Source organism: Paenibacillus sp. CECT 9249 (assembly GCF_918697855.1).
GTDB lineage: Bacteria > Bacillota > Bacilli > Paenibacillales > Paenibacillaceae > MSJ-34.
In genome coordinates this window covers 1-17967 of the sequence record NZ_CAKKLI010000052.1, presented here as the reverse complement: position 1 = coordinate 17967, position 17967 = coordinate 1, and the positions used below count along the sequence as shown (strand labels likewise).

The 17967-nt window shown below is 47.0% G+C and carries 15 protein-coding genes and 1 pseudogene; 2 read left to right on the top strand and 14 right to left on the bottom strand.

Annotated elements, in window-relative coordinates; translation table 11 throughout:
• Nucleotides 1-43 precede the first annotated feature (43 nt).
• The 3 genes and pseudogenes from LQ229_RS23270 to LQ229_RS23260 all read right to left on the bottom strand — a co-directional run bounded on the left by LQ229_RS23270 (nt 44) and on the right by LQ229_RS23260 (nt 1276).
• Nucleotides 44-520 carry a GyrI-like domain-containing protein gene (locus LQ229_RS23270; RefSeq protein WP_230193045.1) on the bottom strand — a complete coding sequence of 159 codons (477 nt, stop codon included), beginning with the start codon at nt 518-520 and terminating at the stop codon, nt 44-46.
• Between the two features lie 132 nt (nt 521-652).
• Nucleotides 653-925: pseudogene (locus LQ229_RS23265) on the bottom strand (AraC family transcriptional regulator); the annotation flags it as partial.
• A 117-nt stretch (nt 926-1042) separates the two neighbouring features.
• On the bottom strand, nt 1043-1276 hold the full coding sequence (locus tag LQ229_RS23260; RefSeq protein ID WP_216539593.1) for a hypothetical protein: 234 nt from the start codon (nt 1274-1276) through the stop codon (nt 1043-1045).
• 206 nt (nt 1277-1482) lie between these two features.
• Here LQ229_RS23260 and LQ229_RS23255 point away from each other — a divergent pair, with 206 nt between their 5' ends.
• Both LQ229_RS23255 and LQ229_RS23250 read left to right on the top strand, forming a co-directional pair.
• On the top strand, nt 1483-1857 hold the full coding sequence (locus LQ229_RS23255; RefSeq protein WP_230193033.1) for a BlaI/MecI/CopY family transcriptional regulator: 375 nt from the start codon (nt 1483-1485) through the stop codon (nt 1855-1857).
• A 14-nt stretch (nt 1858-1871) separates the two neighbouring features.
• Entirely contained in the window at nt 1872-3320 is a 1449-nt protein-coding gene (locus LQ229_RS23250; protein WP_216539595.1) for a M56 family metallopeptidase, read from the top strand.
• A gap of 342 nt (nt 3321-3662) precedes the next feature.
• Here the strand turns inward: LQ229_RS23250 and LQ229_RS23245 are convergent, their stop codons facing one another.
• The 11 genes from LQ229_RS23245 to LQ229_RS23195 all read right to left on the bottom strand — a co-directional run bounded on the left by LQ229_RS23245 (nt 3663) and on the right by LQ229_RS23195 (nt 17796).
• Nucleotides 3663-5747 (bottom strand): PQQ-binding-like beta-propeller repeat protein, encoded by a 2085-nt coding sequence (locus LQ229_RS23245; RefSeq protein ID WP_230193032.1) that lies wholly within the window; start codon nt 5745-5747, stop codon nt 3663-3665.
• 81 nt (nt 5748-5828) lie between these two features.
• Nucleotides 5829-6971: a glycerate kinase gene (locus LQ229_RS23240; RefSeq protein WP_230193031.1), complete on the bottom strand. Its 1143-nt coding sequence runs from the start codon at nt 6969-6971 to the stop codon at nt 5829-5831.
• A gap of 5 nt (nt 6972-6976) precedes the next feature.
• The gene (locus tag LQ229_RS23235; RefSeq protein ID WP_230193030.1) at nt 6977-8665 is read right to left on the bottom strand and encodes an alpha-amylase family glycosyl hydrolase; all 1689 of its coding nucleotides are present in this window, start codon (nt 8663-8665) and stop codon (nt 6977-6979) included.
• A 72-nt stretch (nt 8666-8737) separates the two neighbouring features.
• On the bottom strand, nt 8738-9406 hold the full coding sequence (gene pgmB, locus LQ229_RS23230; protein WP_230193029.1) for a beta-phosphoglucomutase: 669 nt from the start codon (nt 9404-9406) through the stop codon (nt 8738-8740).
• A gap of 6 nt (nt 9407-9412) precedes the next feature.
• Nucleotides 9413-11644: a glycoside hydrolase family 65 protein gene (locus LQ229_RS23225; protein ID WP_230193028.1), complete on the bottom strand. Its 2232-nt coding sequence runs from the start codon at nt 11642-11644 to the stop codon at nt 9413-9415.
• Nucleotides 11641-12675, bottom strand: a complete 1035-nt coding sequence (locus LQ229_RS23220) for a Gfo/Idh/MocA family oxidoreductase (RefSeq protein WP_230193027.1) — start codon at nt 12673-12675, stop codon at nt 11641-11643. Before LQ229_RS23220 ends, LQ229_RS23225 begins: the two co-directional genes overlap by 4 nt.
• A 17-nt stretch (nt 12676-12692) precedes the next feature.
• Nucleotides 12693-13487 (bottom strand): sugar phosphate isomerase/epimerase, encoded by a 795-nt coding sequence (locus tag LQ229_RS23215; RefSeq protein ID WP_230193026.1) that lies wholly within the window; start codon nt 13485-13487, stop codon nt 12693-12695.
• A 58-nt stretch (nt 13488-13545) separates the two neighbouring features.
• A complete protein-coding gene (locus tag LQ229_RS23210) occupies nt 13546-14604 on the bottom strand; it encodes a zinc-binding alcohol dehydrogenase (RefSeq protein ID WP_230193025.1) in 1059 nt (352 codons plus the stop codon).
• A 59-nt stretch (nt 14605-14663) separates the two neighbouring features.
• Nucleotides 14664-15518 carry a carbohydrate ABC transporter permease gene (locus LQ229_RS23205; protein ID WP_230193024.1) on the bottom strand — a complete coding sequence of 285 codons (855 nt, stop codon included), beginning with the start codon at nt 15516-15518 and terminating at the stop codon, nt 14664-14666.
• Entirely contained in the window at nt 15518-16387 is an 870-nt protein-coding gene (locus tag LQ229_RS23200) for a sugar ABC transporter permease (RefSeq protein WP_230193023.1), read from the bottom strand. The genes LQ229_RS23205 and LQ229_RS23200 overlap by 1 nt, the downstream gene beginning before the upstream one ends.
• A gap of 92 nt (nt 16388-16479) precedes the next feature.
• Nucleotides 16480-17796: a sugar ABC transporter substrate-binding protein gene (locus LQ229_RS23195; RefSeq protein ID WP_230193022.1), complete on the bottom strand. Its 1317-nt coding sequence runs from the start codon at nt 17794-17796 to the stop codon at nt 16480-16482.
• Between the last annotated feature and the right edge of the window lie 171 nt (nt 17797-17967).

The following is a 17967-nucleotide window of genomic DNA, read 5'->3' as shown; positions in this document are numbered from 1 at the left end:
TATTGAAAAAATAGTGCAAGTTCTTGCCGTTGGATTTTATTTTTCATGCTCTCTTCTTGAGCGGCACGTATAGATCGACCTTGCATTTTCCTTCCGGATCCGAAGCGGGATCGTTCATGCAAAATTCGAGGCACGGCCTGTCGTCGGCCTCATATTCGCTATTCGGCAGCCATAGGCCGAATACGTTTTGATAAGCGAGAACGAATTTATCAATGGTGTCGTAGTACGAGTACAGAGCATACATGCCGCCGGATAAGGTTTGGAATTGCACATGCGTTGCATGCTTATGTTTTTCAAATCCGCTTGGCAACGTAACGCAAGCATCGTAACGGCAAGCGTATTCGTCGACGAGATTCCCATCGTCCAACGATATGCCAATAAAAAACTGATTATGCGGAGTAAGTCCTTGTCGACTTGCCCATTCTCCTAACTTGTCCCACGCAACGCGAGTGTCCATGTAGCTCCCGACATGTCTAACATACGCCACTTCATATTCCGGAAGTTCCGTGATTGTGATCATCTTTCCCCAAGCCCTCCTCAAAAGATCATTTTTCCCGTTTTTATTGTAATCTTGAAGAGGAACGAACTCTTCTTGCTTATTGCTAACATATGACGAGAAATTGCTATTTTGTCTTATGCTGTTTCTAAGCTCGCTTGGGGTTTTGCCATAATGTTTCTTGAAGAGTGCGTTGAAGGTCGACACGGATTCAAACCCGCATAGATGCAATATCTCCAGAACGCTCTTGTCGGTTTCAGCCAAATATCGAACAGCCCTTTTCAAACGCACTCGATTTACGAATGCTGCCGGAGTGACGCCAACAAGGGATGTAAATATTCTTGAAAAATGGTACTTTGAAAAATTCGAAACGCCGGCCAATATATCGAGGTTGAGTTTTTGATCGCTATGTTCCTCTATATATTTCATTACTTTATCAATTCTGCCTTGATAGTCATTATTCATTTTGCCCAAACTCCCAATTGCCAATGGTATTAGAATACCCAAATTATACTCCGCAAATGGAAAAGATGGATAGCCTTTTGGTCATTTCAAGCACATCGCCTTTATTTTCAACGCTAAACGAACAGCAACTAGTCTTACTTTCTTCTTTTGTTCTTCGTCAGTATCGCTAAAAAAAGCGGGATCATGGGCCAGTTCTAATAATGCCTCACGAGTTGCTTGAACGGAGAGTTGTTCATTTTGAATGAGATAATAGCAAATCTGATAGCAATACGCTTCATGTTGTCTTAATATCGCCACTTTGGTTTGTATGTCCATGTATACACTCATCCTTATGCAATGTTCTGCAGTTCCATCTTCAGTTACTACGTTCTGTAGTAAATTAATAGTACTACATTTTGTAGAAAATTCAAGGTGAACTTCTCTTGACAATCTACTACGAATTGTAGTAAATTCGTATTACTACGGACCGTAGTAATGAAATCGTTATGGACGCATAACGAGAATTAAAGAGGTGTACACCCATGGAAAAAATGCAAAAATTGTCTGACACTGAAATGGAATTGATGGGGGTGATTTGGGAATGTGACCCGCCTGTCACATCGACCGAATTGTTGCAAATTTTCGCTCAGCGGGGTAAGGAGTGGAAGGCACAAACGATTTCCACCTTCCTATCGCGGTTGGTGGACAAAGGGGCGCTAGAAACCACGAAGCATGGCCGAACGAACAAGTATGTTCCCCTCATATCGCCGAAAGATTACAAACTGGCGGAAACGCAACATGTACTGGACGGGTTATACCAAGGATCGGTTAAAAACTTAATCGCTGCTTTGTATGACGGCGACAAGCTTTCGGATGAAGACATTGCAGAGCTGAAGCAATGGTTTTCGGAGAAGTAAGCGAGGTGCAGTCTATGAGTAAACTTCTGGAACTGCTCGTCTCCCTTTCCGTTGCGGGAAGTACCGTTTTGATCTGCATTCTCCTGTTGCGGCTCGTTTCTCCAGACGTTTTCTCTGCGAAATGGCGATATGCGATGGGAAAAATGGCAGTAGGATTTTATCTTTTACCTGTAGCCTTTGTTACGAACCGGCTTGTGCAACTCTTCATTCCGAAGCAAACGACAACCCTTCCTATAGCCGGTCTGCCTTCGAGCGTGCAACAAGCACAGCCCGGCCTACCCAATGGGTTCATACCAGAACTGAATCTTTCTGCCGATGCAGCTTTCGTCTTTCTGAGTATTTGGGGTACAGGAGCTTTGGTTTTTGCCATATGGCAAGTATATTGTTATCGCAGGTTTATAAAAAACTTACAGCAAACCCGTTCGTCCGTGCCGGAGAACAGCGAAGCTGCCAAACAGCTGAAACTGATGAAGCAAGCTCTTGGCATGCCAAGCAACGTCCGACTTGCTTACAGCTCTGCTGTTCGAAGTCCCGTTCTTGTGGGCTTATGGAAACCTACGATTTATCTCCCTATGGAGAATATCGCGAATGTGGACATGGGCATGGTGATCCATCATGAATTGATTCACTTGAAACGGAAAGACTTATGGATCAAGGCGATTGCATTGGCAGCAAGCAGCCTGCATTGGTTTAATCCCTTCGTTCACCTTCTCCGGAAAGACATTCATACATGGAGCGAGCTATCCTGTGACGAAGAAGTCGTGAAGGAAATGTCTTACACCGAGCGAAAACGGTATGGTGAAACGATCCTGAACGTGATGATAGGTTCAAGGGGCATGCCCATTCGATTTTGCGCCTCCTTATCCGGCGACGGCAAACAATTGAAAAGGAGATTAACGAACATGCTTAATGTGAAAAAACTGAAAAAACATACGATGATTATGACCGCAGCGGCAGTCATTGCTATTGGAGCAATCGGTACATCGACAGCCGCCTGGGCGGCTAGTATGACACCCAATATCAATACCAATACGAATCAAACTATTGAAGGCGCAGGTGACTCTATACTATATGAGGGCGTACAACTCTTGAGATATAGCGCTCTAACGCCTGATGAACAAAAATTCGTAACCGAAGAGGGTCTAGGGGGCGTATATGTTCTTGAAGGTTACGAACACCCTGTACCTTTTGACGAATTGACGCCCGCTGAACAAAAACAGGTCACTAAAGAGGAGGGGTATTATTCGCCTGAGAGCATCGCTAGAGTAAAAGAATCGACTGAGAAGTACCCTCCTGGAACATCAGTTACAATTACACATCAAGAAGACAAGTCGATTCCTCCCGGAACTTCAATAACAGTAAGGAAATTGACTTCCGAAGAAATTAAAGAACTTGAAAAATTGCGATCTGAAAAGAATACGGAAAAAATACGGGCTTTCTACGAACAGATACACAAAAAATGAAAATGAATCTATAAAACATGAAAAAGCATTGCCCAACAGGCAGTGCTCTTTTCATGTAGAATTCAATTTGGAAACTGACAATCCTTATTGGGCTCCAAATGATGACGTTCCCATCCTAACGAAAGTGCGTATCGTTATTCATTGGAAATCGGCCGTTTTATCGCCTTTTTCCCTTCATTAGCGTGTTATAGTTTCGTTACACCCGGCAACAAGATGATTTACAGGCGATTAGCGTGTCTAGGTTTGGTTAGCCCACCCGGCGGGGGAGCCAGCCGCTCGCGGCATGCTGAAATTGACGCTTTTTAGTTTCTTGCAATCTGAACACCAATATTCCGGTATACCCTAATTTTTCAACTCGAGCATCCGCACGATGGCCGACACGGCTTCCGCTCTGGTCGACTTAACCTGCGGCGCAAACCGGTTATCGCGCCAGAAATCGAGGATGCCGTTTTGCTTTGCCGCAGTTGCGGCGTCTTTCGCCCAGGCAGGGATGGCTTCCTCGTCGGCAAAGCCGGTTTGCGACTCTCCGTCGGCAGGCAAGCCTGACGCTCTGGCAACCATGACGATCATTTCCGCATGGCTGATGTTGGCCGACGGCCGGAAAGTACCGTCCGGATAACCGTTGATAATGCCGAGTTGTACGGCCTGCGAGACCGCCTTAACCGCCCAATCCCCGATCTTGTCCTGGTCAGCAAAGGCGAGCTTGGCGCCTTCCGCCGCCGGTTTCATCCATTTCATCAGCAGGACCGCAAACTCGGCGCGGGTCACGTTGCCATCCGGCCGGAACGTTCCGTCCGGATAACCGTTCGCGATCTCTAGCTCGGCGGCTGCTATAATGTTCGTCTTCGCCCAATGCTCCGCAATATCGGGGAATGGAAGTTCCGGCACGGGAACGGGTACCGGTGCTGGCGTCGGTGCCGGAGCGGGGGTTAACGGGGGGGCCGGCGCTTGGGCTGGAACGACCGTGACGACGCATTGGGCGGCGAATCCCCCGTCCTCGGCAGTTGCCGTAATGACGGCGATGCCCGGCGCGATCCCGCTAACTTTGCCCTCGTTGTCCACCGTAGCCACTGTGCTGTCGCCGCTTCCCCATTTCACCAATTTGTTCGTTGATTGCTCGGGGCTCACCTTTGCCGTCAACTCTTCGCTGCTTCCCGCTTGCAGGCTAAGCATATTTTTATTTAAGCTGATGCCGCTCGCGGCGACGGTACCCAACGCGTGCAAGGAAGAAGAAGAGACCGCATAAAGGGTTCCGTCGTTTCCTATAACAGGGTCTTTAGAGCCGATTGAGTTTGCGCCAAACTCCCATTTCACTTTCCCGTCGGAATCTACCGCGTATAACATATTATTAGTACCGGCATAAATGGTGCCATCCATTCCTACAGCCGGTTTCGAGCGCATCGTGTCTTTGGTAAGCATCCTCCATTTCACTGTTCCGTCCGGATTGAAGGCGAGCAACTCCATTTCCGCTCCGACATAAATGGTGCCGTCGGCGCCGATGGTCGGGGAAGAGCGTGGGTAGGAGTAGTCCGTATAGCTCCATTTCTTCAATCCTTCCGGATGAACGGCATATAATCCTTGTTCCTTTAGCCCTAAAACGCGAGTTGTCAAATAGATTGTACCGTCCGGCGCAATTGTCGGCGCATTGAAAATGAGCCCGCCAATAGGAAGTGTCCATTTTTTAGCTCCCGTCGATGTGAATGCATACAGAACCCCGCTGGTGTCGCCGACATAGATCGTCCCGTCTTTCCCGACTATAGGGGAAGCGGCCAACCCCGCTGTCGCGTTCTCCCACTTTTTCGCTCCGTCCGGCTCAATCGCATACATTTTCCTATCGCTGGCTCCGCCGATGTAGATGACCCCATCCGTCCCTACGGCCGGAGCTGAGAACGGATTGTCAAAATAAAGCTTGACTTCGGGTCCTCCCCTTGTAAATTCCCACTTCTTTTTCCCATCCGGATCGAAGGCATGGACCTCGTTGCTTGCATTTGGATCTGCAGCCGCATAGATCGTACCGTCAGATCCGACGGCGAGTTTATTCGGCGAAAAATTTAATTCGATTTCCCACTTCAAGGATCCGTCCGGCTTAATCGCATACAGTTTTCGCTTATCCGCGCCCACGTAGATCGTTCCGTCCGGACCGACCGCCGGCGCAGTAAATACCATAGCATTAAAACGGTATTCCCATCTGACCGTCGCCTTCGGATTGCCGGGTTGCTTCGGTTGCTCCGGTTGTACCGGAATTTTAAGGATGGGAACGTTTCGTTTGACGTTCGGATCAATCGTCGCATCCTTTAGATCGAACGGTTCCCCCGCAGCGACCGAGGATAGGAGCATTGTCGTTACCGAAATAACCATGATGAAAATGAACGCTCTTGTTTTCCATCCGGTCTTACCAATATTCTTCCGATGTTTGTCTAATTCCACGCAAAATCCCTCCTTCATATCGATTCTAAAGGAGGGAGCGCTTCGAAAGCGTTTCAAACATAATATTCAGTTCTCGATATTTTAAGAACGCTTGAATCGAAACCCGATCACCTTAGCAAGTTGCTCTGCGGTGACCTCCAACTGTAATGCGGATATATGCGGATCCATGGCTTCTTCCAAGGTACGGCATTCTGTTTGAATTGAAAATACACCGTTAAAGCATTTATTTACTTCTTCGAGGTTTGTATCAATTCTACCCGCAATGCCGATTGCCAGTTTTCCGTATTTGTTGGCAAGCCGGGCGACCCCAAAAGGAACCTTTCCCATTAAGGACTGATTGTCAATACTTCCCTCGCCGGTAACCACCACGTCCGCGGACTTTACTTTTTCCTCAAGGCCTGTTAACTCCATGACGAGTTCGACACCTGAACGGATCGCTCCTTTCAAAGGACCTGCAATCGCTCCGCCTAATCCGCCCGCAGCCCCCGCTCCGGCAATTTCCTGAACATCCGTTCCATATATCGATCGAATCAAAGCGGAAAATCGCTGTAACGCCGCATCCAGTTCAACAATATCGCTGTCAGTTGCCCCTTTTTGCTTGGCAAAAATATGAGCCGCCCCGTTTGGTCCGTAGAACGGGTTCGTCACATCGCTGGCAGCGACAAAGGTACAGTCCGCTAACTCCGGCAGCGCATGACGATCCGAAAAAGAAGCTGCCTTTAATAACGGATTCCCCTCGAGTCCCAATAAAACTCCTTGTTCGTCGAAGAATTCCCATCCTAGAGCCTGGAGCATTCCGACGCCGCCGTCATTCGTTGCGCTTCCCCCCAGTGAAAGAATGAAATGACGGTATCCTTTCTTAATCGCATCCTTAATCTGCTCGCCAAACCCATAGGTATTCGCGACCATTGGATCTCGCAATTCTACTGGAACTAACGGCAAGCCGCTGCTTCGCGCACATTCGATAAAAACCGCTTCATCTCTGAAAACAGCGTAACTGGACACGATCCGGTCCATAAGCGGACCATGGACCCGAACCTCGATTTCCTCCCCTTCGTCACCGTGGAGCAAGGCGTCAATCGTTCCCTCGCCGCCATCAGCCATCGGAGAGACGGCGACCTGCGCATCCGGAAGCGCACGTAATATCCCTCTCTTCACACATTTTCCAACTTCAATGGAGGAAAGCGAACCCTTAAAGGAATCCGATGCAATTAAAAACTTCATATTCCTCACCTTACCCATAAATATTGGTATGGCTCAAGCGTAACTACGGAATCAACTTCTTGACCTGTTACCAAGTCTTGTCCCTTAATGCCGATATCCGCCGTTACAGGTTTCGAATCCACATTGACGATAAAGAATACTTCATCCCCGGTAGCTTCATTCTTGCGCTTCAACGCAAACACGTTTGCATTCAGATCGACAACCGTTTGCGGGGCATAAGGAGAGAAGGCGCTTTGCCGCTTGCGAATCGAGATCATCTTCCGCAAGCCTTGGAAAATCCCTTTACGGCGCGAATTTTCCTCCAGTTCTCTCGTAATCTCCCCAAATTCAAGCTTTTCGCGATTAATCCGGCGATTGATCCCTGAAGCTTCAAGTCCTTCGTAATCATTTTCAGACCCGAGCAAAGAGTGGTAGTAGATCGCAGGTACCCCTATCACCGATAAAAGAATGGAATGAGCCGCCAGCATTTTTTTCACCGCTAATTCTTCGGTATCGTCCTCGCCTTTATTGATCAATGCATTAAAGTAATTAATATTCATTTCATAGACAGACTGGCTTCCATCGGTATTCGTTTTGTAAGAAATCCGTCCGCCGTTTTCCACGACTTTATCTATCAATCTTTGTCTCTCTTCTTCTGTCAATATCCCTTCCGTCGGACGCATTCCGATTCCGTCATGGCTGGCAAGGAAATTAAAATAGGTAGCCTCGTCCGAAACCTTGCCGATTGTCTTCGCCCAGGAAGTTAACTTCGTCGCGTCATGAGTTGTCATGGTATAAAGGACTAGCGGCGGCAGGGAAAACTGATAAACCATATGCGCTTCATTCGTACCGTCGCCAAAGTAGCTGATATTTTCCTGGTGCGGCACATTGGTTTCCGTAATAATCTGCGTATTCGGTTTAAAGTAATTTAAGACATCGCGCCACAGTTGAATGATTGCATGTGCTTCCGGCAAATGCATCGATGTGGTGCCCGACTCCTTCCAAATAAATCCGATCGCATCCAAACGAATGCTGGAAGCTCCTTTATAAGCATAAGACAGCAGAATCTCGGTTGCCTCAAGCAATACAGGGAAATGACGGAAGTTCAAATCAACTTGGTCTTCACTGAATGTAGTCCAAGCCGTCTTCACACCATCCTTGCCCTCGTATTCATGGAAAAGCGGCGAGGTTCTTGGCCGAACTACATTTTCAAGGTTAAACCCGGGATCTCTTGGAATAAAATATCCCTGATATTTGTCCTCGCCGTTAAGATAGCCTTGAAACCACTTGCTGGATTTTGAGATATGGTTCGCAACAAAATCATACATCAGCCTGTAATCCTTAGACATCTTGGCGATATGATCCCATGTGCCTAATTCGGGATTAATCTCATTATAATCCACAACGGAAAAACCGTCATCGGAAGTGTACGGGAACATAGGAAGCAAATGAACATCGGTAATCGTATCCTGTACTTCCTGTTTTAGAAATCGATGCAATGTTTCTAACGCAGGTTCCCCCTGTTCGAAAATACTGTCGCCATAGGCGATTAAATAGATGTTTTTCTCGGAAGGGGGGTCAATCCGAACCCATTGCTCCTTCTCCCATCGATCCATAAGAGCTTGGAATTGCTCCAAAAAGCTGTCGCGATAGGCTTCTTTATAAATGCTCTTTAATTTTTCTTCTATTTTAGTAAAGATCGACTCTTTGAACATGTTATCATCTCCTAAAAAGGCTGCAGACATTTTCATGAATATGAGAATATGCCTACAGCCATCTTTTTTGCCTTAGTATCGATTATATACTGCTTTCATTTTCTCCCAGTTTAACTCGGCTGTTGCAGCAACCTTATAATCGGTTTTCGTTAGGGATTCGCCGACCCCAACGGCGAACATGCCGCTACCTTTAATCGCTTCAATTCCGGCTTGAGCATCTTCAATTCCGATTGACCGCGACGGGTCGGCGCCGAGTCCGCCGCAGGCTGTGAGGAAGATTTCAGGGTCAGGCTTCGATTTGCGAATCTTCGCCGCATCGGCGCAATAATCGAAAGCCTCTTCGAGTCTTAATGCCTTTAAAACCGTTCCGGCATTTTTCGAAACGGATGCAAGACCGATCGGAATCCCCTCTTCTTGAATCGCGGCAATCAACTCCGGGATGCCCGGCAAGACATCGTCCGGTGTTAATTCTTTTAAAAATTCGCAGTAATGAGCGTTCTTCTTGGCTGCCATTTCTTCTTTTTCTGCCTGGTTAAAGTCGTTTTGCCGATTTCCTTCTTGTAAAATTAACTCTAAGGAATCCATGCGGCTTACCCCTTTCAACCGCTCATTAAACGCTTCGTCTATAACGATATCCAGTTCCTGTGCCAGCTGTTTCCAGGCAAGGTAATGAAAATGCGCCGTATCCGTAATGACTCCGTCTAAATCGAACACAACCGCTTCAATCCGTTTATTCTCCATTTTTCCCTACCCATTTTTATTCGTAATCGTTACTTCAAGCCGATCGCTCAACTCGAACACACGGCCATTTATCTCAATTTCTACATCTTCCCCTGAAAACTTCGTTATCTCGCATAATTCATGTGTCAGCTTGATTTCCAGCTTTCTGCCTTGATAGCATAGAGGAATCTTTAACTCTTTCCAATTGGCGGGCAATTTCGGGTTTAATGCCAGCATGTCCCGATTGATTGTCATATTCGCAAAACCGAATACCGCCGCCAGCCAAATCGCTCCTAAGGAAGCGGCATGAATCCCTTCATCCGAAGAACGGGGATTCGGGCCCAAATCGATTAAGCATGCTTCCTGGAAAAAACGGTATGCGGCTTCATGGTCGTCGCAGCGGGACGCCACTATCGCGTGTATCGCTTTACTTAGCGACGAATCATGAATCGTATGTTTCTCATAATAGAATAAGTTTTTCTTGACGACCTCGCTCGAAAACAAGTCCGGGAAGAGATAAAGCAACATCACAACATCGGCCTGCTTGAGAATTTGCATTTCATTCACTTCCTGGCGCGAATAATCCAGTAAAATTGCCTGGCTTCCCTGCTTTTGTTTATAAGGGGTCAAATCAATGGCCGGCTTCGTTAAAAAGGTATCGTCCTGCGGAACGATCCGTTCGTCATTCGGCTCAGGCAGATACAAACGCTTGAGAAAGTCGCGCCCCTTCTCAAACAGGGACGGATCCTCATCTTGATATTGTTCCATAAAATAAAGGGCTTTTTCTACATTGTAATAGGCCATGTAATTGGTATATGCATTATTATTGACGTGCTCCGTATACTCGTCCGGTCCGATTACGTCATGAATCGAAAGCTTTCCGCCTTCATCCGCCGTCCGGCTGATCCAAAAACGCGCTGTTTCTTTCAGCAGAGCAAGGCCTTCATTTTTCATAAAGTTATCATCAAGGGTGCTTTCGTAATACTGGACAACCGCAAAGGCGATGTCTGCTACGATATGGTGTTCCGCAAGGGCAGAAGCAACCTTTTGACGAGTGCCGGTTCGAATATTGATCGCTGCAAACTCCGGTGTCTCTTCTTTTCCGGTAAACGCACTTTCCCACGGGAACAGCGCCCCCTCATAACCGTTTCGAGCGGCTTTTTCTTTTGCTTCCGGTAAATGTTTATAACGGTACAGTAACAGCTTTTTCGCTATTTCCGGCTCGGTGTAAAGATGGAAGGGAGCAAGAAAGATTTCCGTATCCCAAAATACGTGACCTTTATATCCTTCTCCTGTAAGACCTTTGGCACCGATACTGAAACGATCGTCATGGGCAGGCGTCATGATCTCGATGTGGTAAAGCGCAAAATCCATCGCGGTCTGATCGAATTCGTCAGAGGATGCGATCGTGACACGCTTCTGCCGCCAAAACTCCCGCCACTTCGCGGCCGATTGTTCAAGCAAACCGTCATATCCTTGCGCGGCATGGGTTTGAACGGCCTCCAAGCAAACCGTTTCCGGATCATCGCATTCATGCGAGGTATAAACCGTTGCGATTTTTTCAAACACAAAAGGCTTATTTTGAGCAGTTTCACATGAAATCACTGCCAGCAGCTGGCGGTTTTTGGCCGAAAACGTCATCTTACTCGTTTCAGGTACATGGAAGTCTGCTGCGATCGCCACGGTCACCCCTGATTCCGTCGTCTTATAGACGCCTTGGATCGTTTCTTCGTTATGAACGCGGACGCTTTCTTCGATTACATGCTGTTTCCCGAAGTTGGTTTGCTGGGCATCGATGCCGGTAACGAGTTTGATCCTGGCCGGTTGGTCTAAACTTTGAATGATTACCTTTGAAGCCACAACATGCAAATCATGCTTGGAAACAAAGCGCTGAAACAAAAACCGGTAACATGCCCCCGCTTTACTCTTCCAAACCATTTCCCGTCTCAATTCACCGGTTTCAAAATGCAATGCGCGTTCATACGAAACAACTTCGCCATCGAGCAGGGAAAAAGGCTGGCCGTCTATTTCAATCGTCATACCGGTTATGTCCGGCAAGTTCACGATCTCGGCCGGTTCGTTGGCTGTCGCTTTATTGTAAACGCCGGCCACATACATCCCGCGGATTTGACCTGTATAATCTTCCTCATAGGCGCCGCGGATGCCTAAATAGCCATTTCCTAACGTTAGCAAACTCGCATACTTATTCAGATAATGTAAATGAAAGCCTTGATCATAGATTGCTAGTTTTTTCTTCATAGGGTTACACTTTCGCCTTTTTCAGCAGATTGATACAATGCTTCGATTAGTTGTTGAACGACGTAGCCTTGGTTTCCGTCCGCCACCATAACCTCTTCTCCCAAGCATCGATCGACAAATGCTTTCATACTTTTGTGATGGCGTTCGGGGTCGGCCGTTTCCTTGTCCATTATGTAGACAAGCTCGCCGCCCTCGTCCGTATAGATCTGGGCTGGAAAAAGGATGCCGCCGGCCTCGTCGCCGCAAAATTCTACGTTCATTACCGATGTATCCTTTATATTTAAGGCAAAGGAAGTTTCAAGCTGGATTAACCCTCCGCCTTCAAGCTCAATAAAACCGAATAAAGAGTCCTCAACCTCATACTTTTCCGGGTTCCATTCGCCAAGCGTACCTTTCGATTTTTTCGTGCCGATCTTTTGATACATCTTCGCTGTCACCCGTTCAATTTTCGGAAATCCAAGTACGTAAAGGGCGGCATCGAGCATATGCGCTCCCAGATCGATCAGCGGACCGCCTCCCTGTATTTCCTTGTTGGTAAAACTGCCCCAGCCGGGAATTCCACAGCGGCGCAATGCCTTTACCTTCGTTACATAAACGTCTCCAAGTACGCCTTCTTTCACTTTTTCACGGAAAATCGCAACATCGTCGGCGAACCGGTGATGAAAGTCATAAGCGAGGAGACTGCCGTTTGTCTCTGCCGCATCTCTCATCCGCTTTGCTTCCGCTGCCGAAACGGCCGGCGGCTTTTCACACATCACATCGCAGCCATTGGCAATCGCAAGCATAACATGCTCGCAATGGAAACGGTTCGGAGTGCACACACTCACGATATCCGGCTTGATGCTAGCGTACATTGTTTCCGCATCCGTATAATAGTGAGGGATACCGTTGCGCTCCGCAAAGCTTTGAACACGTTCCGGATTTGGATCGACCACCGCGGCCACTTCCAGTTCCTCTCGCGTTTGGTAATAGGCCACATGAACTTTTTCGGCGATTTGTCCCGCTCCAATAATCGCGACCTTTTTTTTCACGCTGACGCAGCCTCCCTTTAACGTAACGATTCTTTTAAAAAGGCTAATGCCCGCTTGTATTCGGCCTCAGGGTCGTTGCCGCGGACCCGGCATTCGATCGTAAGAAATCCCTCATAGCCATCTTGTTTTAACCGGTCAAAATGTTTTTTGAAGTCGATCGAACCGCTGCCCGGCTGATAACGGTGGTTATCGGCCAGATGAATATGGCCAATCAAGTCGCGGTTTTCGTGCAATGCCTCGGAAATTTCGTCTTCTTCAATGTTCATATGGTAAAAATCTGCGATGATTTTTACATTTTTCAATTGATTTTCTTCGATATAGCTGCGGGCGTCTGCCAAAGTATTAATCATATGGTCTTGATAACGATTCAACGGTTCAAGGAAAATCGTTGTTCCCGTTTCTTCCGCCGCTTTGTCTAAATAAAGAAGAGATTTCGTTACAGCCTTACGGTCGCCCGCTTGGCTTCTTGGCGATTGCATCGGCGGCAGTCGGTAGGTGAACATTCCCCATGCTGCCGGTACGACAATCCCCTTACCGCCTACCTGTTGCAACGCTTCAAGGATTTGTCTCATTTCCGCCAAACCGTTTTCTCTGCGCTCTTCAATGAAGTCGCCAATCCAGCCGTTGTATCCGCCGCAAGCCGTTGTAACCGGAACTCCCGTTTCGGCCATGGCTTCTTTGACTTCATCGAGATGGTCGACCAGCAGCTTTCCGTCGATTTCAAAGCCGTCAAAGCCCGCTTCCTGGAGATAACGAAACTTTTCCTTAATATCTTCCGGAAAAAAAGCCTGGTTCTGTGTGCCAATTTTCATTACGACTTTACCTCCTCGGCATATTTAGAAGCCGTCCGAACAGGACGGCGGTATTTGATTACTTTTTATATTCAATTCCAATCTTGATGCTTTGCTCAGGGTGTTTGTCCACATATTCCATATAGGCCTCGGCACTCTCTTCAAAGCGGACAACCGGATCGATGAGGTCCGTACAATCAAGATATCCGTTCATTAATAATTCCCAGCAAGTATCTTCAATTCGCTTGCGGTTCCAGCGAGGATAGTCGGGATTCGGCTCGCTCGCCGCACGTGAAAAAACGATCTTTGCATTGCTGAAATGAGCTTCACGGCCTAAGTTCAAACCTTCAGGGAACGGCTTCGCAAACGCCACATAAGCGATAATTCCGCCATAAGCAATCCCTTTTAACGCAGATTGAAGGGCAGCGACGTTTCCGCTTGTTTCAATGATGGAGTCCGCTCCAAGCTTGCCGGTAAGCTTTTTCACTTCATAGCCTACGTCGGCAGAGATTGGATCCAAACAAAAATCCGCTCCGTTTCGAAGAGCAATGTCACGCCGTTTTTCTAACGGATCGACGCCGATCACGATGCCGGCGCCCGCTTTTTTCGCAAGCTGAATCGCGATTTGACCGATGGCGCCTAAGCCGACAACGACTACATAGTCTCCGGCGCGAACATTTGCGTCGCGCACTCCGCTTAAGGCAAATTGAGCCGGGTCGTAGCATACGGCATTTTGCCATTTTCCACCCTCAGGCATCTTGCGCAGTCGATGGTTGTCAACCGCATTGACAATGACCGTTTCCATGATCGGTCCATACGTACAAACCGTTTCGCCGATCTGATAGCCGGTCGCCTCAGCGCCCTTTTCAATAATTTTACCGACAACCATGTTTCCAAGCTGGAATTCTCCGAAAACAATCCCCGGTGCCGCCCCTTCTTCCCGCGGCATAAACATGCGCCACTCTTCATCAAAATATTCATCCATAAACGGAGTCATTCCGCGGAAGTCGATGACCTCCGTTCCATGCTTAGGGGAAGCGAATTCCACATCAATTCTTACTTCATTCGCTTGTAGCGGACGATCTTCATATTCCACTAAGGCAGCGACTCTTGGAGCTGCGGCAATCAGCTTTTTCATTTTCATAACCTCTCTCGTTCGTTGGTATCAAGCGAGGGGATCATGCCCCCCGCCCGCTTCTATCCTTTTACTCCGCCTTCGGTTGCTCCACCCTTAATAAGACGGTCGGACAGCGCGTACATAATGACAACCGGTAACGCCGTTACTAGCGACGCCGCCATCATCCGACCCCATACATAATCCGGCGTACTAAACAACGTGTTCAGACCGATCGGCAAGGTGAAATTAATCGAATCCGACAAGAAAATCGAAGCAAACAAGTAATCATTCCACGAAACCATAAAACAATAAACAAACACAGAGATAATTCCCGATATCGATAATGGAATAATCATATAAAAAATAATTTGAATCCGGTTCAATCCATCAATCATGGCAGCCTCTTCAAGCTCGTCCGGAATCGTGTCAAAGTAGCTTTTCAGCATAAAAATCGCGGTCGGCAGCGTCTGAACAATCATGGTCACGATGAGCGCCATTTTCGTATCGTACAAGCCAAGTCCGGAAATAATTTTGAACAACGGAACAACCAATAAAATCCCTGAAAACATATATATGGTATAAAAACTGGCGTTAATGGTTGTTCTGCCCATAAATTTCAGCTTCGACAGGGCATAGGCGCCGAGGATACCGGTTAGCACCGCGATGGCCGATGCGGTAAGAGAAACCGTAAGACTATTTTTAAAATAAGATATATACGGAAAAATATCCGGGTTGAAAATATCGACATAATGCGTAAACGTCCACTCTTGCGGCAGCATGGTCGGGCTTGTAGACACCGCTTCCTTCGACGATTTAAAAGAAGTCATCAACATGATAAAAAATGGAAACAAACAAACGGTTAACAGCCCGATCAGTCCTGCGTAAAAGGCAACCTTTCTCGTTACCTTGCTTTTTTTGCTGCTTGCCATTGCCATTAGTATTTCACCCGCTTTCGCGTTGCAAAAATCACGCCAGAAAGAATAATAAATAGAATGACGGAAATCGAAGCCGCTTTGCCAAGATCATTGAAGGCAAACGCCGTTTTATACAGGTAAATGCCTAAAATATCCACTTGGTTTGTCAGCAGAAAGACATCGGTAAACATATAGAACAACCAGATGGAACGAAGCGTAACAACGGTAACCAACACCGGCATAATCGCTGGAAGCGTCACAATCTTGAACTTGTTCCAGGCCGATGCGCCGTCAATTTCGGCCGCTTCATATAAAGTGGAATCAATCGTCTGCAGAATCGCCAAGAATGAAAGGAAGGCATAAGGGAAATACCTCCAGATGGCAAATAAAACAACCAGGATAAAACTGCTGACCGGGTTATCAAACCAAAGCGGAGCTTTATCAAACAAGTGAAAGACATCCACTCCTAAATAGTTCACGATTCCATAGCTGTTATTAAACATATATTTCCATGAAAACACCAATGAAATCGATGGAGTTACATAGGATAATAGAATCAGCGAACGGGCAAGCTTGCGGAATTTGAACGGGCGGTTAAAGAAGATCGCTACGCCCAAGCCCAACGCCGTACTTCCGGCCACCGCAAGAATCATATACAGAAGGGTAATACCCAGTGATTTGAAAAACGCCCCATCCGTTAAAATTTCTGCGTAATTCTGGAAGCCGACAAAGATGGTACCCAGCTTTGGGTTGATCGGTTGATCAAAAAAGCTGAGTCGAATATTGGAAAACATCGGATAGGCCACCAACAGCAACACTAAAAATATGCTGGGAAAAAGCAGGATAAGGGCCAATTTCAAATCCGATTTTTCTTTTTTGATCGCTTTCACGGTATCCCCCCTTAAGTTCACACTTACTTGTAAACAACTTTACTATGGGTTCAAATGGATGATGGCGGAATGGCAGGAAGCCGATTCCGCCATCATCTGTAAATTATTTTTTTGTCCAGAATCTGTTGAAGGGATTTTTCAGCTGTATTTAACTCGCTATCAATGCTCTTGCCGCCAACCGTAATCGCGTTAATCAATTTCGGGATGGCGCCGGAGCTGGTGATATCGCCCATTTTCAAGAAGTTCTTTCCGTCGACTAGACCAAACACTTGAATATCGTTATAAGAGGCGGCAATTTCAGCCGACAGTTCGCCAAAGGCTTTTACAACCTCATTAGCCTGATAGGTTTCATTTTCGATCACAAGCTTGTTGACCGGTTGCGCTCCTCCCGGAGACATTAATACCCAACTCGTCATATTTTCGGGCTGTGCCATAAATTCCACGAATTTTTCCGCGGCCTTTTTTTGGTCATCTTCCAGGCCGGAAGAAATGGTTAAAGCGGAAACGGTTCCGAACACTGCTTTCGTTTTTTGAGTTGGAATCGCAAAGCCAATATCGGCAGCCTTTCCTTCCTGATATACAGATGGAAGAATATAAGTAGAATATACAGCCATCGGTGTCGACCCGTTCATGAACGCGTCCTTTACTTCCGTTACATCGTTAGATCCCGGCATTGTGTACTTCGCCAATTCTTGATAGAAGGTCAGGGCCTCTTTCATTTCAGAAGAGTTGATATTTAACTGCCCATTTCCATCAAGGATATTGGCGTTGTTTGATAAAGCGAATTGAGAGAACGCCTGCTCTGCGAATCCGCCTTCAACGGTTGGAATGGCGATACCGAATTTTTTGTTTCCGGCATCTGTGAATGCTTTCGCGATCGCTAACACTTCGTCCCAATTGTTCGGTTCTTCGAATCCTTGTGAAGCCAGCATTTCTTTGTTATACCAAATCCCTTGAACCCAGCCGCTGATGGGTACTCCGGTAAAGCTGTTGCCGTCCTCCGTATTGACCAGCTTTAAAGCACCTTCATAGAAATTGTCGGCGCCTGCTGCGTCTAAAACATGTTGAACGGCCTCTTTATCGATTAATTGATCTTTATCCATGACCTTTGCAAAGTCCTGTCCCACCTCAAGAACGGCAGGAAGTTTTCCCGCGCTTGCCAGCGTGATCGTCTTGGTATTAAAAGAATCTTCCTCAACCGGAACTTGCTTGATTTTGATATCCGGATTTTCCGCTTCGAATTTTGCAACCAATTCATTAATAACGGCAAGGCGTTCCTGTTCAACGGATGAATGCATAAATTCAATCGTTGTTTCCCCCCCGCCGCTATTCGCTTCCTTTCCGCCGCATGCCGTTAAAGCTACAGTAACCATCAGCGCCATGAATATGTAGAGCCCTTTTTTTATCATTGCTTTTTCCTCCTAATAACCTGACTTGAAGCCAGATAATGTTGATCCTAAATTTCGAAAGCCCGTAATATCAAACACTGAATATAGTGGATCTGCCTCGCGGACTGTAAAAAAGTGGAGGTTTCCCAGTTCGTTCGGTTCAAGTCAACATTATGTGGATACACTTTCCCC